This window comes from Flavobacterium sp. P3_A6, assembly GCF_056403035.1.
This window is the reverse complement of sequence record NZ_JBFUGG010000002.1, coordinates 26,349-42,704: the sequence shown is the minus strand read 5'-3', so window position 1 is coordinate 42,704 and position 16,356 is coordinate 26,349. Positions and strand designations below refer to the sequence as shown.

The window sequence follows — 16,356 nt, the reverse complement described above, 5'->3', positions numbered from 1 at the left end:
CCAACTAAAATTGAAACACGAATTGAACAAAATAATAAGTTCAATTCGTGTTTTTTTGTTTTTAGATTAAATCGAATCCAATATCTTTTCTGAAATTCATTTTGTCAAAATGTATTTGGTCTACATTTTGGTATGATTTAGTCAAAGCTTCTTGAAAATTATCTCCGTAAGAAGTAATAGCCATAACTCTTCCTCCGTTGCTTACCACATTACCATTGTCCAATTTGGTTCCAGCATGAAAAACGATAGAATCTGTAACTTTTTCAAGTCCCGTGATTACTTTCCCTTTTTCAAAATCTTCAGGATATCCGCCAGATACAATCATAACAGTAGTGGCGCTTCTTTCATCCACTTCCAGATTGAATTCGTCTAGTTTTTCATTGGCCACAGCCAAAAATAATTCCACTAAGTCTGATTTTAATCTTGGAACAACCACTTCAGTTTCTGGATCTCCCATTCTCACATTATATTCAATAACAATTGGCTCATTATTGACGTTGATTAGTCCAATAAAAACAAAGCCTTTATATGCGATTCCATCTTTTTGAAAACCTTCAATTGTTGGTTTTACGATGCGGGTTTCGATTTTTTCCATCAAAACGGCATCCACATAAGGAACTGGAGAAACCGCTCCCATTCCACCTGTGTTCAAACCGGTATCTCCTTCACCAATACGTTTGTAATCTTTGGCAGTTGGCAAAATTTTGTAGCTTTTACCATCAGTCAATACAAAACAGCTCAATTCTATTCCGTCAAGAAATTCTTCGATAACTACTTTGGAACTGGCTTCGCCAAATTTTTGACCAACTAACATGTTTCTCAATTCAGCCTGAGCTTCTGCCAAATCCTGAATAATCAAAACGCCTTTTCCTGCCGCTAGACCATCTGCTTTCAATACATAAGGAGGCTGTAATGTTTCCAGAAACTTACATCCTTTTTCAACCGTGGCAGCTGTAAAACTATCGTAAGCAGCCGTTGGAATTCTGTGTTTCATCAAAAATTCTTTGGCAAACTCTTTACTTCCTTCTAATGTTGCCCCCAATTTTGAAGGTCCTATTACCGGAATATTTTTTAAATCCTGATCGTTTAAGAAAAAGTCATAAATCCCTTTTACCAAAGGATCTTCTGGGCCCACAACTACCATTTCGATATTTTCTTTGATAACCAATACTTTTATAGCTTCAAAATCAGTAGCACTAATGTCTATGTTTTTAGCAATTTGAGCAGTACCCGCATTTCCTGGTGCTACAAAAAGGGTGTCACAAAGCGGACTTTGAATCATTTTCCACGCAAAAGCATGTTCTCTTCCTCCAGATCCTAATAGTAAAATATTCATGGTGTTGTTTTATAAAAGTTGTGGTGCAAAAATAATTCGTTTTGAACGTAAAAAATAATTATATCCCAAAAAGTTACCGTTTAATCCTCAATAGTGGAAGCTAAATATTATTTTTGAAGAAATTTATTCCCTTCTAATGTTCAAACTATTCGACTTAACACTAAAAATTAATGGTTTCCCCATGAAGGAAGCCAAAGCCGAACTGCAAAAAATTATTGCTGTTCCAGAAGAAAGTTTTAGTGATTTTATTGAACAGAAAAAGGCTGAAATTGTCAATTTTCATTTAAGTAATAATACTTTTTACAAAGAATTAGCGCAAACAGATACTTTTAAAAACTGGTCTGATTTACCCATTTTGAATAAAACAAACTTACAGAAGCCCTTAGCTGAAAGGCTTTCTTTGGGTTACAGTGAAAAATCAGTATACCTCAATAAAACATCTGGTTCCAGCGGACATCCTTTTGTATTTGCTAAAGATAAATTTTGCCACGCTTTGACTTGGGCATCCAATATATATCGTTTTGGCTGGTATGGAATTGATTTTAATTCTTCCTTTCAAGCTCGATTTTATGGAATTTCGATGGATTTTATTGGAAACAAAAAAGAACGGTTTAAGGATTTTTTAAGCCATCGGTATCGATTTTCTATATTCAATTTATCCGATGAAGTTTTGGAAGGTTTTTTGAAAAACTTTAAAACCAAGAAATTCGATTATATCAACGGCTATACCTCATCGATAGTTTTGTTTGCTAAATTTTTGCAGAAAAAAAATATTATTTTAAAACAAATCTGTCCATCGTTAAAAGTGTGTATGGTCACCTCCGAAATGCTTTTTGAAGAAGACAAACTATTATTGGAAAAACAATTTGATATTCCTATTGTCAATGAATATGGAGCTTCAGAATTGGATTTAATCGCTTTTCAAAATCCAGACGGGGAATGGCAGGTGAATTCGGAAACGTTGTTTGTAGAAATTTTGGATGACAATAATCAGGCGATGCCGAACGGAACTTCTGGACGAATTGTGATTACTTCTCTTTTCAATAAAGCACATCCTTTTATTCGATATGATATTGGCGACATTGGAATTTTAGACAAAAAAAGCACTTTGAAAAAACCCATTCTCAAAAAACTAATCGGAAGAACCAATGATGTGGCTATTTTACCAAGCGGAAAAAAATCACCAGGATTGACTTTTTATTATGTGACCAAAAGCATCATTGAAGACGATGGAAATATAAAAGAATTTATAATTAAACAAACTCAAATTGATCGTTTTGAAGTAGATTATGTAAGTGGATTTGAATTGAATAATAATCAAATCGAAAAGATAAATCAAGCTGTTGCTTTGTATTTGGAACCGAATTTACACTTCACCTTTAACCGGAAAAACACCTTGGAAAGAAGCAATCGTGGTAAATTGAAGCAATTTACTTCTCTTTTGTGATGTAAATAAAATCGTATATTAGTCGTTTAAATCAAAAATAATGAGCGACAAATCTTTACTTTCAGAAGAAACTATTTCAAACAAAATATACTTTATCCGCAACCAAAAAGTGATGCTAGACAGTGATTTGGCATTACTATATGGTGTGGAAACCAAAAGATTAAACGAAGCAGTTAAAAGGAACATCTCCCGTTTTCCAGGAGATTTTATGTTTGAATTAACTGAATTAGAATTTAATTCTTTAAGGTCGCAATTTGCGACCTTAAAGAACGGAAGAGGTCAACATCAAAAATATTTGCCTTCTGTTTTTACCGAACATGGCGTTTTAATGTTATCAAGTGTTCTAAAAAGCGATAAAGCAATTCAAACCAATATCCAAATCATGCGCATTTTTACAAAAGTGAGACAAATGCTTTTGGACAATACAGAAATAAAAATCGATATACTTCAGATTCAGAAAAAATTGGAAAACCATGATAAGAATATTGAATTGGTTTTTTCTTATCTGGATGAATTAACGGAGAAAAAAGAGAGTGAAAAGCCTAGAACAAAAATTGGTTACAAAAAATAATCCTAAACTAAATTTTCTTTATATAACGTGGTTTTATAAGCAATTGAGTAAATAAAAATCCAATCATAATAAACATGGAACTAACATAATTAAAACCATGAAAACTTCTATAAACAGCAAAATTATGTTTCACTAAATCAACCTTAGAAGCCGATAATGAATTATCCCTAATGCGATAAAAAGCCAAACTTTCGGGAACAGGTTTTGCTTTTCTGATTTTTTTTAAAATAGTAAGCCATACTATCCAATCTTGGCGCTTTCGAGTAGAGGAAATAGCTATTTTTCCAAAATAGTTCACCTCATAAATCCCAGTAAGATTCCCAACATAATTACAAAAAAACAATTGGCGATACGACAAATTTCTTGGAGCTTCTACCATTTTATTTAATGAATTTCCCTCTTCATCAATACAATCATAAAAAGAGAATGTGAAAGGTGTTTTATTTTCTTTTAAAAATTGAAGCTGCTTTTCGAGTTTTAATGGTTTCCAGAGATCATCTGCATCCAAGAAAGAAATATAGTCTCCGTTTGCTTTTGACAAAGCCAATTCTCTTGCTATTCCTGCACCTGAGTTCTTTTCCAGTTGAAAGAAACGAATTCTGCTGTCATTTATAACATATTGTTCAATAATGGATATAGTCGTATCTATTGAACAATCGTCAACAATAATCATTTCCCAATTTTGATGGGTTTGATTTAGAACTGATCGAATAGTTTCGGCAATGAATTTATCCGAGTTAAAGGAAGGAGTTATTATAGATACTAAAGATGTTTCCATTTTAATAGGCTTTTTGATCTCCTTTTAAAGCATTATAAACAGTATTGAAAATGATTTTAAGATCCAGCAATAGAGACCATTTTTCGATATAAAAAATATCATACCGCACTCTATTGATAATATCTTTGTCCGTTTCAATTTCTCCGCGAAACCCTTTAGTTTGGGCTAAACCTGTTATACCAGGTTTTATTAAATGGCGTACCATAAATTTGTCTATCTGCTCTGCATACATATTGGTATGTTTTACCATATGAGGTCTTGGTCCCACAACCGACATATCTCCAAATAAAACATTAAAAAATTGCGGTAATTCATCAATACTTGTTTTGCGGATAAATTTGCCAACTCTGGTAATTCTAGTGTCGTTTTTAGAAACCTGTTCAACATCTGCCAATTCATTTATTCCCATTGATMTAAATTTAAAACAGCTGAATTCCTTATTATTCAAACCATTTCTTTTTTGCGCAAAAAACAACGGCCCTTTGGAATCAAGTTTTATAATAATTCCTAAAATAGGAATTAACCAAGACAATATACCTAATATAATTATTAATGAAAAAACAATATCAAAAATACGTTTGATTCCTTTATGAAGGGAATCATCAAGAGAAATTTTCCGTTGTGAAATTACTGGAATATAATCATAATATTCAAAAACAGTATTTAAAGACAGTAATTGCTTTTTGTTTGGAATAAATTTAAGCGTTTTGAAATTATTGTCAGCAAATAAAATACATTCTTCAACTTGTTTACTGGATAAATCATGCATAGAACAGTAAATTTCGTCAATATTATTGTCTAAAATAAAAGAAAAAATTGTCTTGAAATAATCCGTCTTTTGATGATTCAAATCAAAGGCTTCAATCAATTTGTATCCATAATCTGGATTTTCTTCAAAAAAACATTTCAAAGGCTTTACACTTCCCTGCTTTCCTACAAGAACTACCCTTCTGGAATTTCTGCCAAATAAAATTCTGAATTTCCGGAGAAAGAAATAAATAAACAATTTAAACCCAAGTATCACTATTATCGATACTGATGTAAAAAGCAATATCGCTGTCAGACTATATCTTTCATGATAAAAATAGGCGATAGCAAAACAACAAACAGTATAAGTAGCAGCTTGCTTTAAAGTACAATTCAAAATTGCAATCACTTTGGTATAGCGGTAGACTTCGTAGAAACCTAAATTAGCCGCAATAACAAACCAAGCACAGCTGATAAAAAAAGCATAATAATCTTGAAAAACAGGTATACCCGAAAAGTACGCAGTAAAAAAAATGATAATAATCAAATCTATTATGCGTGAAAAGGGTCTAATATAACCCGAATATATTCCGGTGGTGGTTTTCACTAGTTGATATACTTAGAGAAATCCTTGTGTTCTTCCTTGGATAATTCTTCCTTGGATAAGGATTTGAAATAATCATAAGTAATTTTCATTCCTTCGGCACGATTTACTTTGGCTTCCCAGCCTAATAATTCTTTTGCCTTGGTCGTATCTGGCTGGCGCTGTAAAGGATCATTTATTGGTAATGAATGATAAACCACTTTTTGGCTTGTGCCAGTCAATTTGATAATCTCTTCTGCAAAATCCTTGATTGTGATTTCATCTGGATTTCCAATATTTACAGGATACACATAATCCGAATGCAATAATCTGAAAATTCCCTCCACTTGATCATCAACATAGCAAAAAGAACGGGTTTGCATTCCGTCGCCAAAAATAGTCAAATCCTCACCTCGAATCGCCTGCCCGATAAAAGCGGGAATGACACGCCCGTCATTCAAACGCATTCTAGGCCCATAAGTATTAAAAATACGGACAATTCTAGTTTCTACATTATGAAAAGTATGGTATGCCATGGTAATTGATTCTTGAAAACGCTTGGCTTCATCATACACTCCTCTTGGTCCAATGGTATTTACGTTTCCATAATATTCCTCTGTTTGCGGATGAACCAACGGATCCCCATACACCTCGGATGTGGAAGCAATAAGAATTCTGGCTTTCTTTACTCTTGCTAAACCCAAAAGATTATGTGTTCCAAGTGATCCTACTTTTAAGGTCTGAATTGGAATTTTTAAATAATCTATTGGACTTGCGGGAGAAGCAAAATGTAAAATATAATCTAAATTCCCTGGAACATGTACAAACTTGGTAATATCGTGATGATAAAATTCAAAATGTTCTAATTTGAACAAATGCTCAATATTTTTAAGGTCTCCAGTAATCAGATTATCCATTCCAATTACATGATAACCTTCTTTGATAAAGCGGTCACATAAATGAGAACCTAAAAATCCTGCCGCTCCAGTAATGAGTATTCTTTTCATAGTCTATATATACTGCTTTCCTCAAAAATTTTGCAGTAAAAGCAAATATAGTAAAATATTTTACCTTTTAATTTTCTGTATTAAGGATTAATAAATAATCCTCTATTTTTTGAATAAACATAAGAAATATTTTATCTACTTTAGCCTATTTTTGTAGCATTAAAAAATAATTAATTTGAAAGTTGTCCATGTAATTGAAGCTTTAGGAGGGGGAGTTTATACTTATTTTAAAGATTTGTCTGATTATTTTGGAGAAGATCAAATAAGAAAAGACATTTCTACAACCATTATTTATAGTGGGAACCGCAAAGAAATTAATCCTGAAAAAATAGGATCCGAATTCTCAAAAGGAGTATCACTGATAAGAATGGATATGATCCGGGAAATATCTCTTATTCAAGATTTCAAAGCGGTTCTTCTGTTAAGAAAAGAACTTAAAAAACTAAACCCTGATATTATCCATCTTCATTCTTCGAAAGCAAGTGTTTTGGGAAGGATTGCTTGTTTTTTATTATTTGAAAGAAAAAAAATATTCTATACGCCACATGGATATTCTTTTCTGAGAACAGATATTTCTTCTTTGTCCAAAAATCTGTTTTGCTCTATCGAAAAAAGTTTCCCGAAACTCTTTGGCGGCGTAACCATTGCCTGCGGAGATACTGAATATGAAATAGCCCAAAAAATAGGAAAATCTCATTTAATACGGAATGGCATCAATATTGAGGAAATTCAGCGACATCAATTATTTCATCAAAACGCAAAACTGACAATTGGTATTGTTGGACGTATCACGTTTCAAAAAAACCCAAATTTATTTAATCAAATTGCATTACGGTTTCCAGATTTTAATTTTGTCTGGATTGGTGACGGGGAATTAAATTCTTTGCTAACTGCTCCAAATATTCGAATAAAAGGATGGTCTTTGGACAGAAATGAAGTGTTAAAAGAACTCAATTCGATTGATATTTATATTCAGACTTCTGTTTGGGAAGGCCTTCCTATTGCGGTTTTGGAGGCAATGGCCTTGAAAAAACCAGTTTTAGCAACCAATATAATCGGCAATAAAGATATTGTTGTTCCTAATGAAACTGGTTTTCTTTTTGACAGTATTGAAGAACTTGATGGCTATTTTGAACTATTAAAAGAGGAGAAAATCCGAATTGAATTTGGTGATAATGCCTTAAAAAGATGTTATGCTTTATTTGATAAAAACAAAAATTTCAAAGCACTGTCAGCTCTTTATCAGCACTATTTTTCTGCATCCAATAACCTGCAAAAATAGACATCCACAATCCGCTAAAAGCAATGCCGTCAAAACGCAGCAAAAAATCATCGGTGAGATTGGAAGTCAAAAAAAGGAAAAAGAAAGAAAATACGATCGCATTTTTTAAATCGATTCCTAAATAGCCAATAGTCCCAATATAAAGCAAGATTACAATTGGTCCCAATATTCCAAATTTTAGTAAATAATCAAGAAATTGATTATGGGTAGGAAATTCATATTTGGCCAAAAAATGCTGATTTGTCTGTTTAAAATATTTTACTAATTCTGGCTTTCCATCAGAAGCGCCAACACCAAAAGGAAGATGCTGCAAAGACAATTCCCAAGCCGATTTCCAGATAGAAACACGGGTTACCAAAGAATTAAATACTTTTACTTCGGGATGCTCGATCTCATCCAGCTTTCCCACTTTATCCATATAAGCAAAGGTTACAGTAGAATACTTCTCTTTCATATAAGGATTTTTTTGGACAAAAAAGAAAAGCACGGTTCCTAAAACCACAATTAAAACAGCTAAAAAGCCTACTACTTTTTTATAATTATATTTTCGAAATACTTCTCCAAAAAAGACCAGTACAAAACCAATTAATGTATTGAACAATGCCATTCTTGTATTTACAAAAAGAACAAAGAAAAAAGAAAACACAAAAACAATACAATTAATCCATCTGAATATCTTTTGGCCGCTTCCTCTAAATCCTTCAAAAACAAAATAAAGGCTGCAAATCGAAACAAAGGCCAAATGCATATTTAATGCTGGTGCATGAATTCCAATACTATTGGAAAATGCATAACCCATTTCCCATAAATCGATTCCGTTGAGATATTTTTTCATTAACTCTGGATAATAAATGACAAATCTAAAAAAGAAAAAAAATAAGATAATCGTTGTCGATATACTGTAAAACCGAAGGATTTTAAAAAAACTGATTCTCTGATAATTCCCTAAAACAAATAAAGAGAAAACAAGAAGAGAACTATATTTTTCTAATGATTTTAATCCTTTAAAAAAAGAATCATTATTCCAAAACATCACAATTTCTAATAATAAAGGAGCGCCAATAAGTGCTATTAAAATTAGAGATTGCTTAATATAATTCGTTTTTTTTATAAAAAGCAGATTAAAGACGGCAAACACTATAATCAACAGCGTGCATGGTTTTCTAAAAATCATGGTAATGGCCAATACAGCTAAAAAACCATTGAATATTTTATTGAAGTTTTTTTCTGAAATGGTCATAGTATAATGCATAATAAATTAGTGGAAAAACACCTATTTTATGTCGGACAGCCGATCCTAAATCGGGTTCAAAAACACCTTGAACAATAAAAAAAGCAAACAAAATAAGCAAAGCCCAAAGTTCATTTTTATGTTCCTTTCTTGATTTAATACATCTTGAAAACCGTACTAGAAGAATGTAAAACAAAAAAAGCTGCCAGATTATGAAAACTAAAATCTGAGGAGATAAAATATGCTTGAATCCGTTGATTGGTACATTTACAGAGAAAAAACCATAAAATATGCCTATAGTTTCACCATACCAGGTGTCTGGTTTTAATGGTAGTATAATCATTGAATTTGCATCTGCAGATCCTATCCTTGTGCTATTTACCACTTCTCTGCTAACTTCTGAAAAATAATGCCCTTCGATAATTCCATAACCTAACGACAAAAATATGGCAGCCAATAAACCATAAAAAATAGCCGTAAAAGCCTTATTCCTAAAATTGATTAAAATTGCTCCATACATTCCTAGAGCAATAATTGGAATCAAAAAAAAGTAAGGCCGATAAAAAATTCCAAAAACAGCCAATAAAAAAAATGCGGTCAAAAGCGTTTTATGAAAGGATTTTTTTTCGTTTAGAAATAAAAAAACAATCAAAGAAATAAATAAATAGGTAATGAATTCTTTGGAGGGCATCGACATAAAAATGGCTGTCATAAACATCCCCAAATAAACAATCCCGTTTTTTATGTTTAATTTCTCGAAGCCATTGGGTATTCCTATTTTATGCAGCACAAACATTAGAATTGGAAATTGAATCAATCCAATTATTGGGTAAGGCAAATACCTCAAACCTGTTATTTTGTAAAATAAAATAGTAAGCGGGTAACTCCCAATAAAACCTATTTCATTGCCTTTATCTAAAACAATAATGGTAGCATCATAAAAAAACTTTTTCGGTAAAATATAAAATGAAAAAACCGCAACAAATAAATTGACTGCCGCAATAAGTAAAAATGCTAATGAGCTTTTTTTAATTAGGGTTTTCATGTTGGTCTTTAATTTTGCTTAATGCAAAAAAACGGTTACTTTATCTTTTCGATAAATAATAATTGCCGAAACAAAGTTCCAGAAAAAAGAACTCAGTACAAAAGCAATAGCCGCTCCAGTCATTCCGTAAATTGGAATTAAAAAACGGTTCAAAACAAAATTAATAACCACCGCAGTAATTAAAACAATCTGAAATATATGTGATCTTCCTGTCATATTTAGATAAACTGGAGCCGTTCCAAATGCAGAACAAATCCCTTGTCCGATAATCAAAATTAAAAAAGCTTCTTTGGCAACGATGTACTGGGTTCCAAAAAGAGATAAAATATATTCTGAAAAAACACACATCAGCACTATTACAGGAAATGTTATTCCAAAGATTAACCGGACACTATTCCTAACTGCTTTACTTAATTCTGTCATTTTTTGATTCGCAAAAAATTCTGCAATTTTTGCGGACACCGTAATGTTTATCGTTAAAACTATTACCGAAACAATTGTCATTAATTTAACTCCTATAGAATAAAAAGCAACCGTTTCAGTATTGCGATACTTCTTCAAAAACATAATATCAAAGCACATCAATAAAAATATTGCCATACCGCTGATAGCAATTGGATATGATTTTAAAAATACTTCTTTATGCGAAATGTTTTCTACCGCTATAATTTTGGCAGTATTCCTAAAATAATTGTAAACCAAAATAGAACTGATTAATGAAAGCAAAACAAATCCAGCCAAAAAAACATCTACCAAATAACTTTCTTCATGCCAATAAAACAAGACTATTGCACCAATAATTAACGGAATATATTTGATAACATTCCGAAACAATTCGGCTACATATAATTTATCTAACGCTCTAAAAACTTCTGTGTTTAAAATTGATATTCCATAGAAAAATACGGTTGTTGCAGCTTTTAAAAATATCGAATAAACTTCCTGATCAGAAAAGTAATTATTTATTGTTTTTTGATTAATAAAAAAGACACTTATTAATGCGATCAAAGAAGTTACGAACAGCATCCAAACCATTTTGATGTAAATGCTTTTTAATTGATCAAGAGCATTCTTACCTAATAATCTCCCTTTAAAATATAAAATAGACTGATCAAAACCCAAAAGACAAATACTGCTGGCTGCCAATAGAAAAGAACGAGCAAAATCATACTGTCCAACAATTTTTGGCGAATACGTCTTGGTCAGAAATATTGTGAAACCAAATAATAGTATCACACCTAAAACCCTCAGAATTAAAGTGATTAAACTTTGTTGAACAAAGGAATTTTTGTTGATTTGCATCAGCCGGTCCTGAATTTTTTTTAACATGTTTGCTCCTCCATACCCATAATATATTCCAGCTTTTTGCAATAAATCTATTCTTTACTGCAGATTTGCTTTCGCTTTCAAAGACTGTTTTTTATAAAAAGAATTGAAAAAACTAAAGAAAACAAAAAGGCCAATAAAAAGTAATGGCAAAATAAAGATCAATTTTCTTTTTATCGTTTTATGATCTTTTAAATTTAAAACAATCCCTTTTTCTTTAATTATCTTATCGGTATTATATTGCTCTATTTTTAATGTCCCTATTTGAGCTGACAAAGAATCTTTGGTTTTAATAATCCCGTCTAAATTTAAATTCTCATTATAATAAATCAGTTTTTCATTATTTGCATGATTCCCAAAAGGTCCCGAAAACTGGTTTAAAATCCCATCTATTTGGGCAATAGTAGCTTCCTTGCTTTTTATTTTGTTTTGAATGTTTTGCAAATTGATTTTTTTATAAGCCTCATAGTATGCACTTGAGTTTAAATATTTCAAAAGAGGTTCAATACAATTTTGAGCAGAAACAACCTCAGCTGTATTTATAATAATTGTATGAAGTGCATAATTTTTACTGGTCGTTGTCTCCTTAACAATGGATTTTATGTCACCATTTTGTGCCATGAATTCTAACAACTCTAAATTCTTTCCATCCTTATTCATTAAATTATAAACATCAACAATAGGCTCAATAGCAATCGACACAATTCCCAACGGTTTTTGAATCCCGATGGATTTTAAAAATAAAGTGTCTTTTAAAGCAATTTTATCCTCCAAAAAATTAATCTTAKAATATAAATAATCCGTCKATTTAAAATTTGGTTCTACAATTATTTTTTGCTCAAAGCGAGGATATGCTTTTTCTAAAAAATAACCGACTCCAGCTCCAATAATGACTAATGTAACCACAACAACTACATTTTTTACTAAAAAACGAATTGCTTTAAACAACAAAGTATTAATCCACTCGAAGAAATCCCTAATTTTACTAAAAACCGTTAGTAAATCAATTTCCGGATTCTCTGAATTATTTCCTTTTGCTACACTCATCCTGCCTTTTTATTTTATATTGAAAATTTGTTCCAAAATTTTAATCGTAATCAAATAAGTCGGTTTTACTCCAGTCGTCCCAAGTCCGCCAGAAGCCAAAGTGCTTCCGGTTTCTAATGGATTATCCGATGCATAATACGCATATCTGACTTTGATATCATGTGGTACGCTCTTTCTGATTTTGGATGCTGCCTGAATGGCTTTTTGATAATAAGACCCTTCCATTTCAAGTCCAATAACTCCCCAAGTCGATTCATGAAAGAACTTTAATAAATCTTTGTTTTGCAATGATGTTCCAAGAACAGTAACCATCGGTCCTCCATAAATTGCAATGTCATTGCCTTCAAACATTTCGGGAGTCAATTCATTTTCGAAGAAATAATTATCCGCCGTTCCTTCATTGATATGTGCATTCGGAATCATGATATCTCCCTTTCCTCCTTCCAGAATTCCTGCTTTACCCATAATAGAAACTGACTCTACCCTAAGCAGCGTTTCTTTTTTATAAGGCCTTAAGAGTTCATCTATTGTTTCATAGGCTTGCTCTCCAAAAGCATAATCCATAACAATAATCACAGGCTTTTTCTCAGCCAAAGCTGCCTTTGGAAAAGCTGTTTTTGACCAATCTATTTTGGCAGTATCAAAAATTTGAACATCTATGTTAGTTCCTGAAGTATCGGGTAAAGTGATCATTCCCTGTTTCAATGCTAGTGATTCCACTTGGCCTCTGACTTCATTTGCACCAGACTTGCTCAATTCTTCATAAATAAAGAAATCGGATTTGTCTTTAAATTTCGATTTTAAAAGCGGCGTTGCAAAAATAGAATTCATCACCGAGTGCATATTGGCGCTAATCACATGAATGGGTCTGTCCAGCAATTGATTGGCTTTCAGCACTTCCTTGATATTGTTTGCCCAAATTTCACCGTGAATGTGATGTCCCAAACGCTCTCTCAAAACAGGACTAAAAGTAATCGTTCTTTTTTGATTATCAGCAACTTCTTCAATTGCCAATTTTCCCAGCCAATAAATCACGTGCAAAAAACGGTCGGGAGCTGTATCTGTTCCAAAATCATCATAAATATTCAAAACCTCCTCGAATGTTCTTCCAAGAATGTTGGCGGCATGAGAAATCGCTTTTTCCTTTTCTACCAAAGTCAGTTTTTTGGTTTGGGAAACCGCTATTTCCAGCTTAGTCCAATCACGGGAAACTTCTCCAATTTCATCCTGTAAAACCCTGTTTTTGATTTTATGGGATTCAATAAAGATAAATGTTAAATGCGTCAGAATATCGTAAATGTCCGATCGTCCTCTGGTAATTTCTACATTCATTTGTTCCTCATCAATACGGTAGCAATTGCGTCGTCTTTTTGGTGGCACAATGGCTTGAAAATGAGATTTGGAATACCCTTCATCCGATGTCAAATTAATAAAACGGCACTCCTCGATTCCTATCGGAAGACGTTCTATAACATATAAAAGACCGTTTAATTCTACTTTTTCTTCGGCAATGTTTCCATAAATTTCAGGTCTTAGAGCCAATAAAGCTTCTCTCAAAGTATCTCCTGAAACTCCCATCGGCTTATAAAATCCTCTATTAAAAAGATGACGCATCGTAATGTACATTTTTTCAATTGCCGCCGATGATTCATGCGCTCTGGATCTGGATATGTTTTTGGTGTCTTTCATCCTTATATTCTTTATAACCCTCAAATGTAAGGATTTTGTTCTTTTCATTAATATTATAGAAATGTAACTATTTTAATTTCTTTCTAAAAATCATTCAACATGGCTTACTCTCTTTTTTAAATCAAAAACACCTAATTTTTCCATTACATTGGAAAAATAAGTACTTTATTTTCCGTTACAACAGAAAAATTAGGTGTTTTAATTTATTTGCTTTTTTATAAAGCCAATAAATCCACAATACTCCTGTCATTCGATAATCTCGGAATTTTATTCTGTCCGCCCAATTTTCCGATCGATTTCATGTATTCTTGAAAACCATTTTTGGAAACTTTCGTCACGACTAATTTTTTCAAAACATGACCCACGATCAAATCATCATAATAAATGTTCTGTTTGCGCATCGCGTTGTCCAGAGCTTCCGTAAAAGTGGAGCTATCCTCGGGTTCGTTTTCAAATTCGATAAACCATTCGTGATACGGCAGTCCTTCGGCAGGCGTGATTTGTGGCGCCACTGTAAATTCATTTACTCTTACAGATGTTCCCGCCATAGCTTCCTGTAAGGCACATTCGACTTCTTTGCCAATTACATGTTCTCCAAAAGCCGAAATATAATGCTTGATACGACCCGAAACAATAACCCGATAAGGCTTCAATGAAGTAAACTGAACAGTGTCTCCAATATTATAACCCCAAAGTCCCGCATTGGTTGAAATAATCAAAACATAGTTTACGCCCAACTCCACTTCCCCAATGGTATATCGCTTTGGATTTTCTCCATAAAAGTCTTCGCTTTTTATAAATTCATAAAAAATACCTGAATTCAGCAACAGTAACATTCCCTTTTCTTTTTGCGAATCCTGATAGGCAAAAAAACCTTCAGATGCTGGAAACAATTCGATACTGTCCACTTTTCGGCCTATTAAATTTTCGAATTTGGCCCTGTAAGGTTCATAATTCACGCCTCCGTAAATAAACAGATTGAAATTTTTGAAAATATCTCCAACAGGTTTTTCTGCCTTTTGCTGCAGTTTTTCAAAATACATTTGCACCCATGACGGAATTCCCGAAATCACGGTCATATCTTCGTTTATAGTTTCGCCTACAATAGCGTTCACTTTGGTTTCCCAATCTTCTATACAATTGGTTTCCCACGAAGGCAATCTGTTTTTTTGCAAATATTTTGGAACAAAATGCGCCACAATCCCAGACAAACGTCCCAATTTTATTCCGTATTTTTCTTCAAGAATAGGGCTTCCCTGCAGGAAAATCATTTTTCCGTTTACAAAATCGGCATTTTTAGTTTCGTGTATATAATGCAAAATTGCATTTCGGGCCGCCTCAATATGAAACGGCATCGATTCCTTGGTCAGCGGAATGTATTTGGCTCCCGAAGTTGTTCCAGAAGTCTTGGCAAAATACAATGGTTTACCTTTCCAAAGTATATTTTCTTCCCCTTTCACAACTCTGTCCACATACGGTTTTAAGCCTTCGTAATCGCGAATAGGAACTTGTTTTGAAAAATCTTCGAAAGTTTTTATTTGATCAAAATGATGATCCTTACCAAATTGCGTTTCTTTTGCAGCTTGTATTAAATTTTGGAAAACAGCTTTTTGGGTTTCTATCGGAGAATTGGCCCAAGCCTGTGTCTTTTTATATATTCTTTGTGCAAACAATCTGGCTGCAATCGATTTTAGTGACATTCTTTTGGGTATTATTTTGAAATTTAATTATTTTATCTTGTGCTTGGAATTTACTTTTTGAGATTTAGAATCCAATTTTTCTTCCTCATTCACTCTTTTCCTCAATTCAATTTCATTTTCGGAAGGGGTCAAATCTACTGGTTCCTTTGCTTCATCAGTAGCTGAAAGTATAGAATCTTTGCTGAATTTGGCATATTCCAAATCGCCGTTCAGCACTTTTTGAATCGATTTTATATAAGCTTCGTTTTTCTTCAATGCTATAGAAAGCGAATCAGATTTTAATGCTAAAACGGTTGCGTTTTTTTTTAATTCAGAAGAGGAATAACCTGGGATAAATTCCCGCAATGGAGTAAAAGCAATCAATATTGTTGTAGCCGAAATCAGAAAAATAGCTCCTAATGTAAGCGTAACGAAAACGCTCATTATATTCAATTTAAAAGAAAAAATTTCCTCAAAAGTATTCTCGTTCAAAATTATTAATCTGTTTTTGATTAATAATCTGTCCCAAAACTTTTTCCTTTTTAACCGATTTTTAGGCATGATGTGTATTTATGTCACAAATATAAT

The 16,356-nt window shown here is 32.6% G+C and carries 15 protein-coding genes; 4 read left to right on the top strand and 11 right to left on the bottom strand.

Annotation, left to right across the window (positions count from 1 at the left end):
• Window positions 1-61 precede the first annotated feature (61 nt).
• Complete coding sequence (purD, locus tag AC1DVP_RS02095; RefSeq protein ID WP_477181903.1) at window positions 62-1,336, bottom strand: phosphoribosylamine--glycine ligase; 1,275 nt, start codon at window positions 1,334-1,336, stop codon at window positions 62-64.
• Window positions 1,337-1,472: 136 nt separating this feature from the next.
• On the opposite strand from purD, the gene AC1DVP_RS02090 reads away from it, so the two are divergent.
• Both AC1DVP_RS02090 and AC1DVP_RS02085 read left to right on the top strand, forming a co-directional pair.
• Window positions 1,473-2,783, top strand: a complete 1,311-nt coding sequence (locus AC1DVP_RS02090) for a phenylacetate--CoA ligase family protein (protein WP_477181902.1) — start codon at window positions 1,473-1,475, stop codon at window positions 2,781-2,783.
• A gap of 40 nt (window positions 2,784-2,823) precedes the next feature.
• Window positions 2,824-3,354, top strand: a complete 531-nt coding sequence (locus AC1DVP_RS02085) for an ORF6N domain-containing protein (protein WP_477181901.1) — start codon at window positions 2,824-2,826, stop codon at window positions 3,352-3,354.
• A 7-nt stretch (window positions 3,355-3,361) separates the two neighbouring features.
• Here the strand turns inward: AC1DVP_RS02085 and AC1DVP_RS02080 are convergent, their stop codons facing one another.
• From AC1DVP_RS02080 to AC1DVP_RS02070, 3 genes are read right to left on the bottom strand one after another with little or no spacing between them, the layout of a single operon-like run.
• Window positions 3,362-4,132, bottom strand: coding sequence for a glycosyltransferase family 2 protein (locus tag AC1DVP_RS02080; RefSeq protein ID WP_477181900.1), 771 nt, complete (start codon window positions 4,130-4,132; stop codon window positions 3,362-3,364).
• Window position 4,133: 1 nt separating this feature from the next.
• Window positions 4,134-5,486, bottom strand: coding sequence for an exopolysaccharide biosynthesis polyprenyl glycosylphosphotransferase (locus AC1DVP_RS02075; protein ID WP_477181899.1), 1,353 nt, complete (start codon window positions 5,484-5,486; stop codon window positions 4,134-4,136).
• Window positions 5,486-6,469, bottom strand: coding sequence for a UDP-glucuronic acid decarboxylase family protein (locus AC1DVP_RS02070; protein WP_477181898.1), 984 nt, complete (start codon window positions 6,467-6,469; stop codon window positions 5,486-5,488). Before AC1DVP_RS02070 ends, AC1DVP_RS02075 begins: the two co-directional genes overlap by 1 nt.
• Before the next feature lie 175 nt (window positions 6,470-6,644).
• Here AC1DVP_RS02070 and AC1DVP_RS02065 point away from each other — a divergent pair, with 175 nt between their 5' ends.
• Window positions 6,645-7,751, top strand: coding sequence for a glycosyltransferase (locus tag AC1DVP_RS02065; protein ID WP_477181897.1), 1,107 nt, complete (start codon window positions 6,645-6,647; stop codon window positions 7,749-7,751).
• On the opposite strand, the gene AC1DVP_RS02060 is transcribed toward AC1DVP_RS02065, so the two are convergent.
• Window positions 7,690-8,586 (bottom strand): O-antigen ligase family protein, encoded by an 897-nt coding sequence (locus AC1DVP_RS02060; protein ID WP_477181896.1) that lies wholly within the window; start codon window positions 8,584-8,586, stop codon window positions 7,690-7,692. The genes AC1DVP_RS02065 and AC1DVP_RS02060 overlap by 62 nt on opposite strands.
• 16 nt (window positions 8,587-8,602) lie before the next feature.
• On the opposite strand from AC1DVP_RS02060, the gene AC1DVP_RS02055 reads away from it, so the two are divergent.
• Entirely contained in the window at window positions 8,603-8,656 is a 54-nt protein-coding gene (locus AC1DVP_RS02055; protein WP_477182155.1) for a hypothetical protein, read from the top strand.
• Between the two features lie 306 nt (window positions 8,657-8,962).
• Here the strand turns inward: AC1DVP_RS02055 and AC1DVP_RS02050 are convergent, their stop codons facing one another.
• The 6 genes from AC1DVP_RS02050 to AC1DVP_RS02025 all read right to left on the bottom strand — a co-directional run bounded on the left by AC1DVP_RS02050 (window position 8,963) and on the right by AC1DVP_RS02025 (window position 16,212).
• Window positions 8,963-10,027 (bottom strand): hypothetical protein, encoded by a 1,065-nt coding sequence (locus AC1DVP_RS02050; protein WP_477181895.1) that lies wholly within the window; start codon window positions 10,025-10,027, stop codon window positions 8,963-8,965.
• A gap of 18 nt (window positions 10,028-10,045) precedes the next feature.
• A complete protein-coding gene (locus AC1DVP_RS02045) occupies window positions 10,046-11,329 on the bottom strand; it encodes an MATE family efflux transporter (RefSeq protein ID WP_477181894.1) in 1,284 nt (427 codons plus the stop codon).
• Window positions 11,330-11,410: 81 nt separating this feature from the next.
• Window positions 11,411-12,400, bottom strand: coding sequence for a hypothetical protein (locus AC1DVP_RS02040; RefSeq protein WP_477181893.1), 990 nt, complete (start codon window positions 12,398-12,400; stop codon window positions 11,411-11,413).
• Between the two features lie 9 nt (window positions 12,401-12,409).
• Window positions 12,410-14,089 (bottom strand): DUF6909 family protein, encoded by a 1,680-nt coding sequence (locus AC1DVP_RS02035; RefSeq protein ID WP_477181892.1) that lies wholly within the window; start codon window positions 14,087-14,089, stop codon window positions 12,410-12,412.
• Window positions 14,090-14,304: 215 nt separating this feature from the next.
• The gene (locus AC1DVP_RS02030; protein ID WP_477181891.1) at window positions 14,305-15,789 is read right to left on the bottom strand and encodes a GH3 auxin-responsive promoter family protein; all 1,485 of its coding nucleotides are present in this window, start codon (window positions 15,787-15,789) and stop codon (window positions 14,305-14,307) included.
• Window positions 15,790-15,816: 27 nt separating this feature from the next.
• Window positions 15,817-16,212: a peptidase gene (locus tag AC1DVP_RS02025; RefSeq protein ID WP_477181890.1), complete on the bottom strand. Its 396-nt coding sequence runs from the start codon at window positions 16,210-16,212 to the stop codon at window positions 15,817-15,819.
• Between the last annotated feature and the right edge of the window lie 144 nt (window positions 16,213-16,356).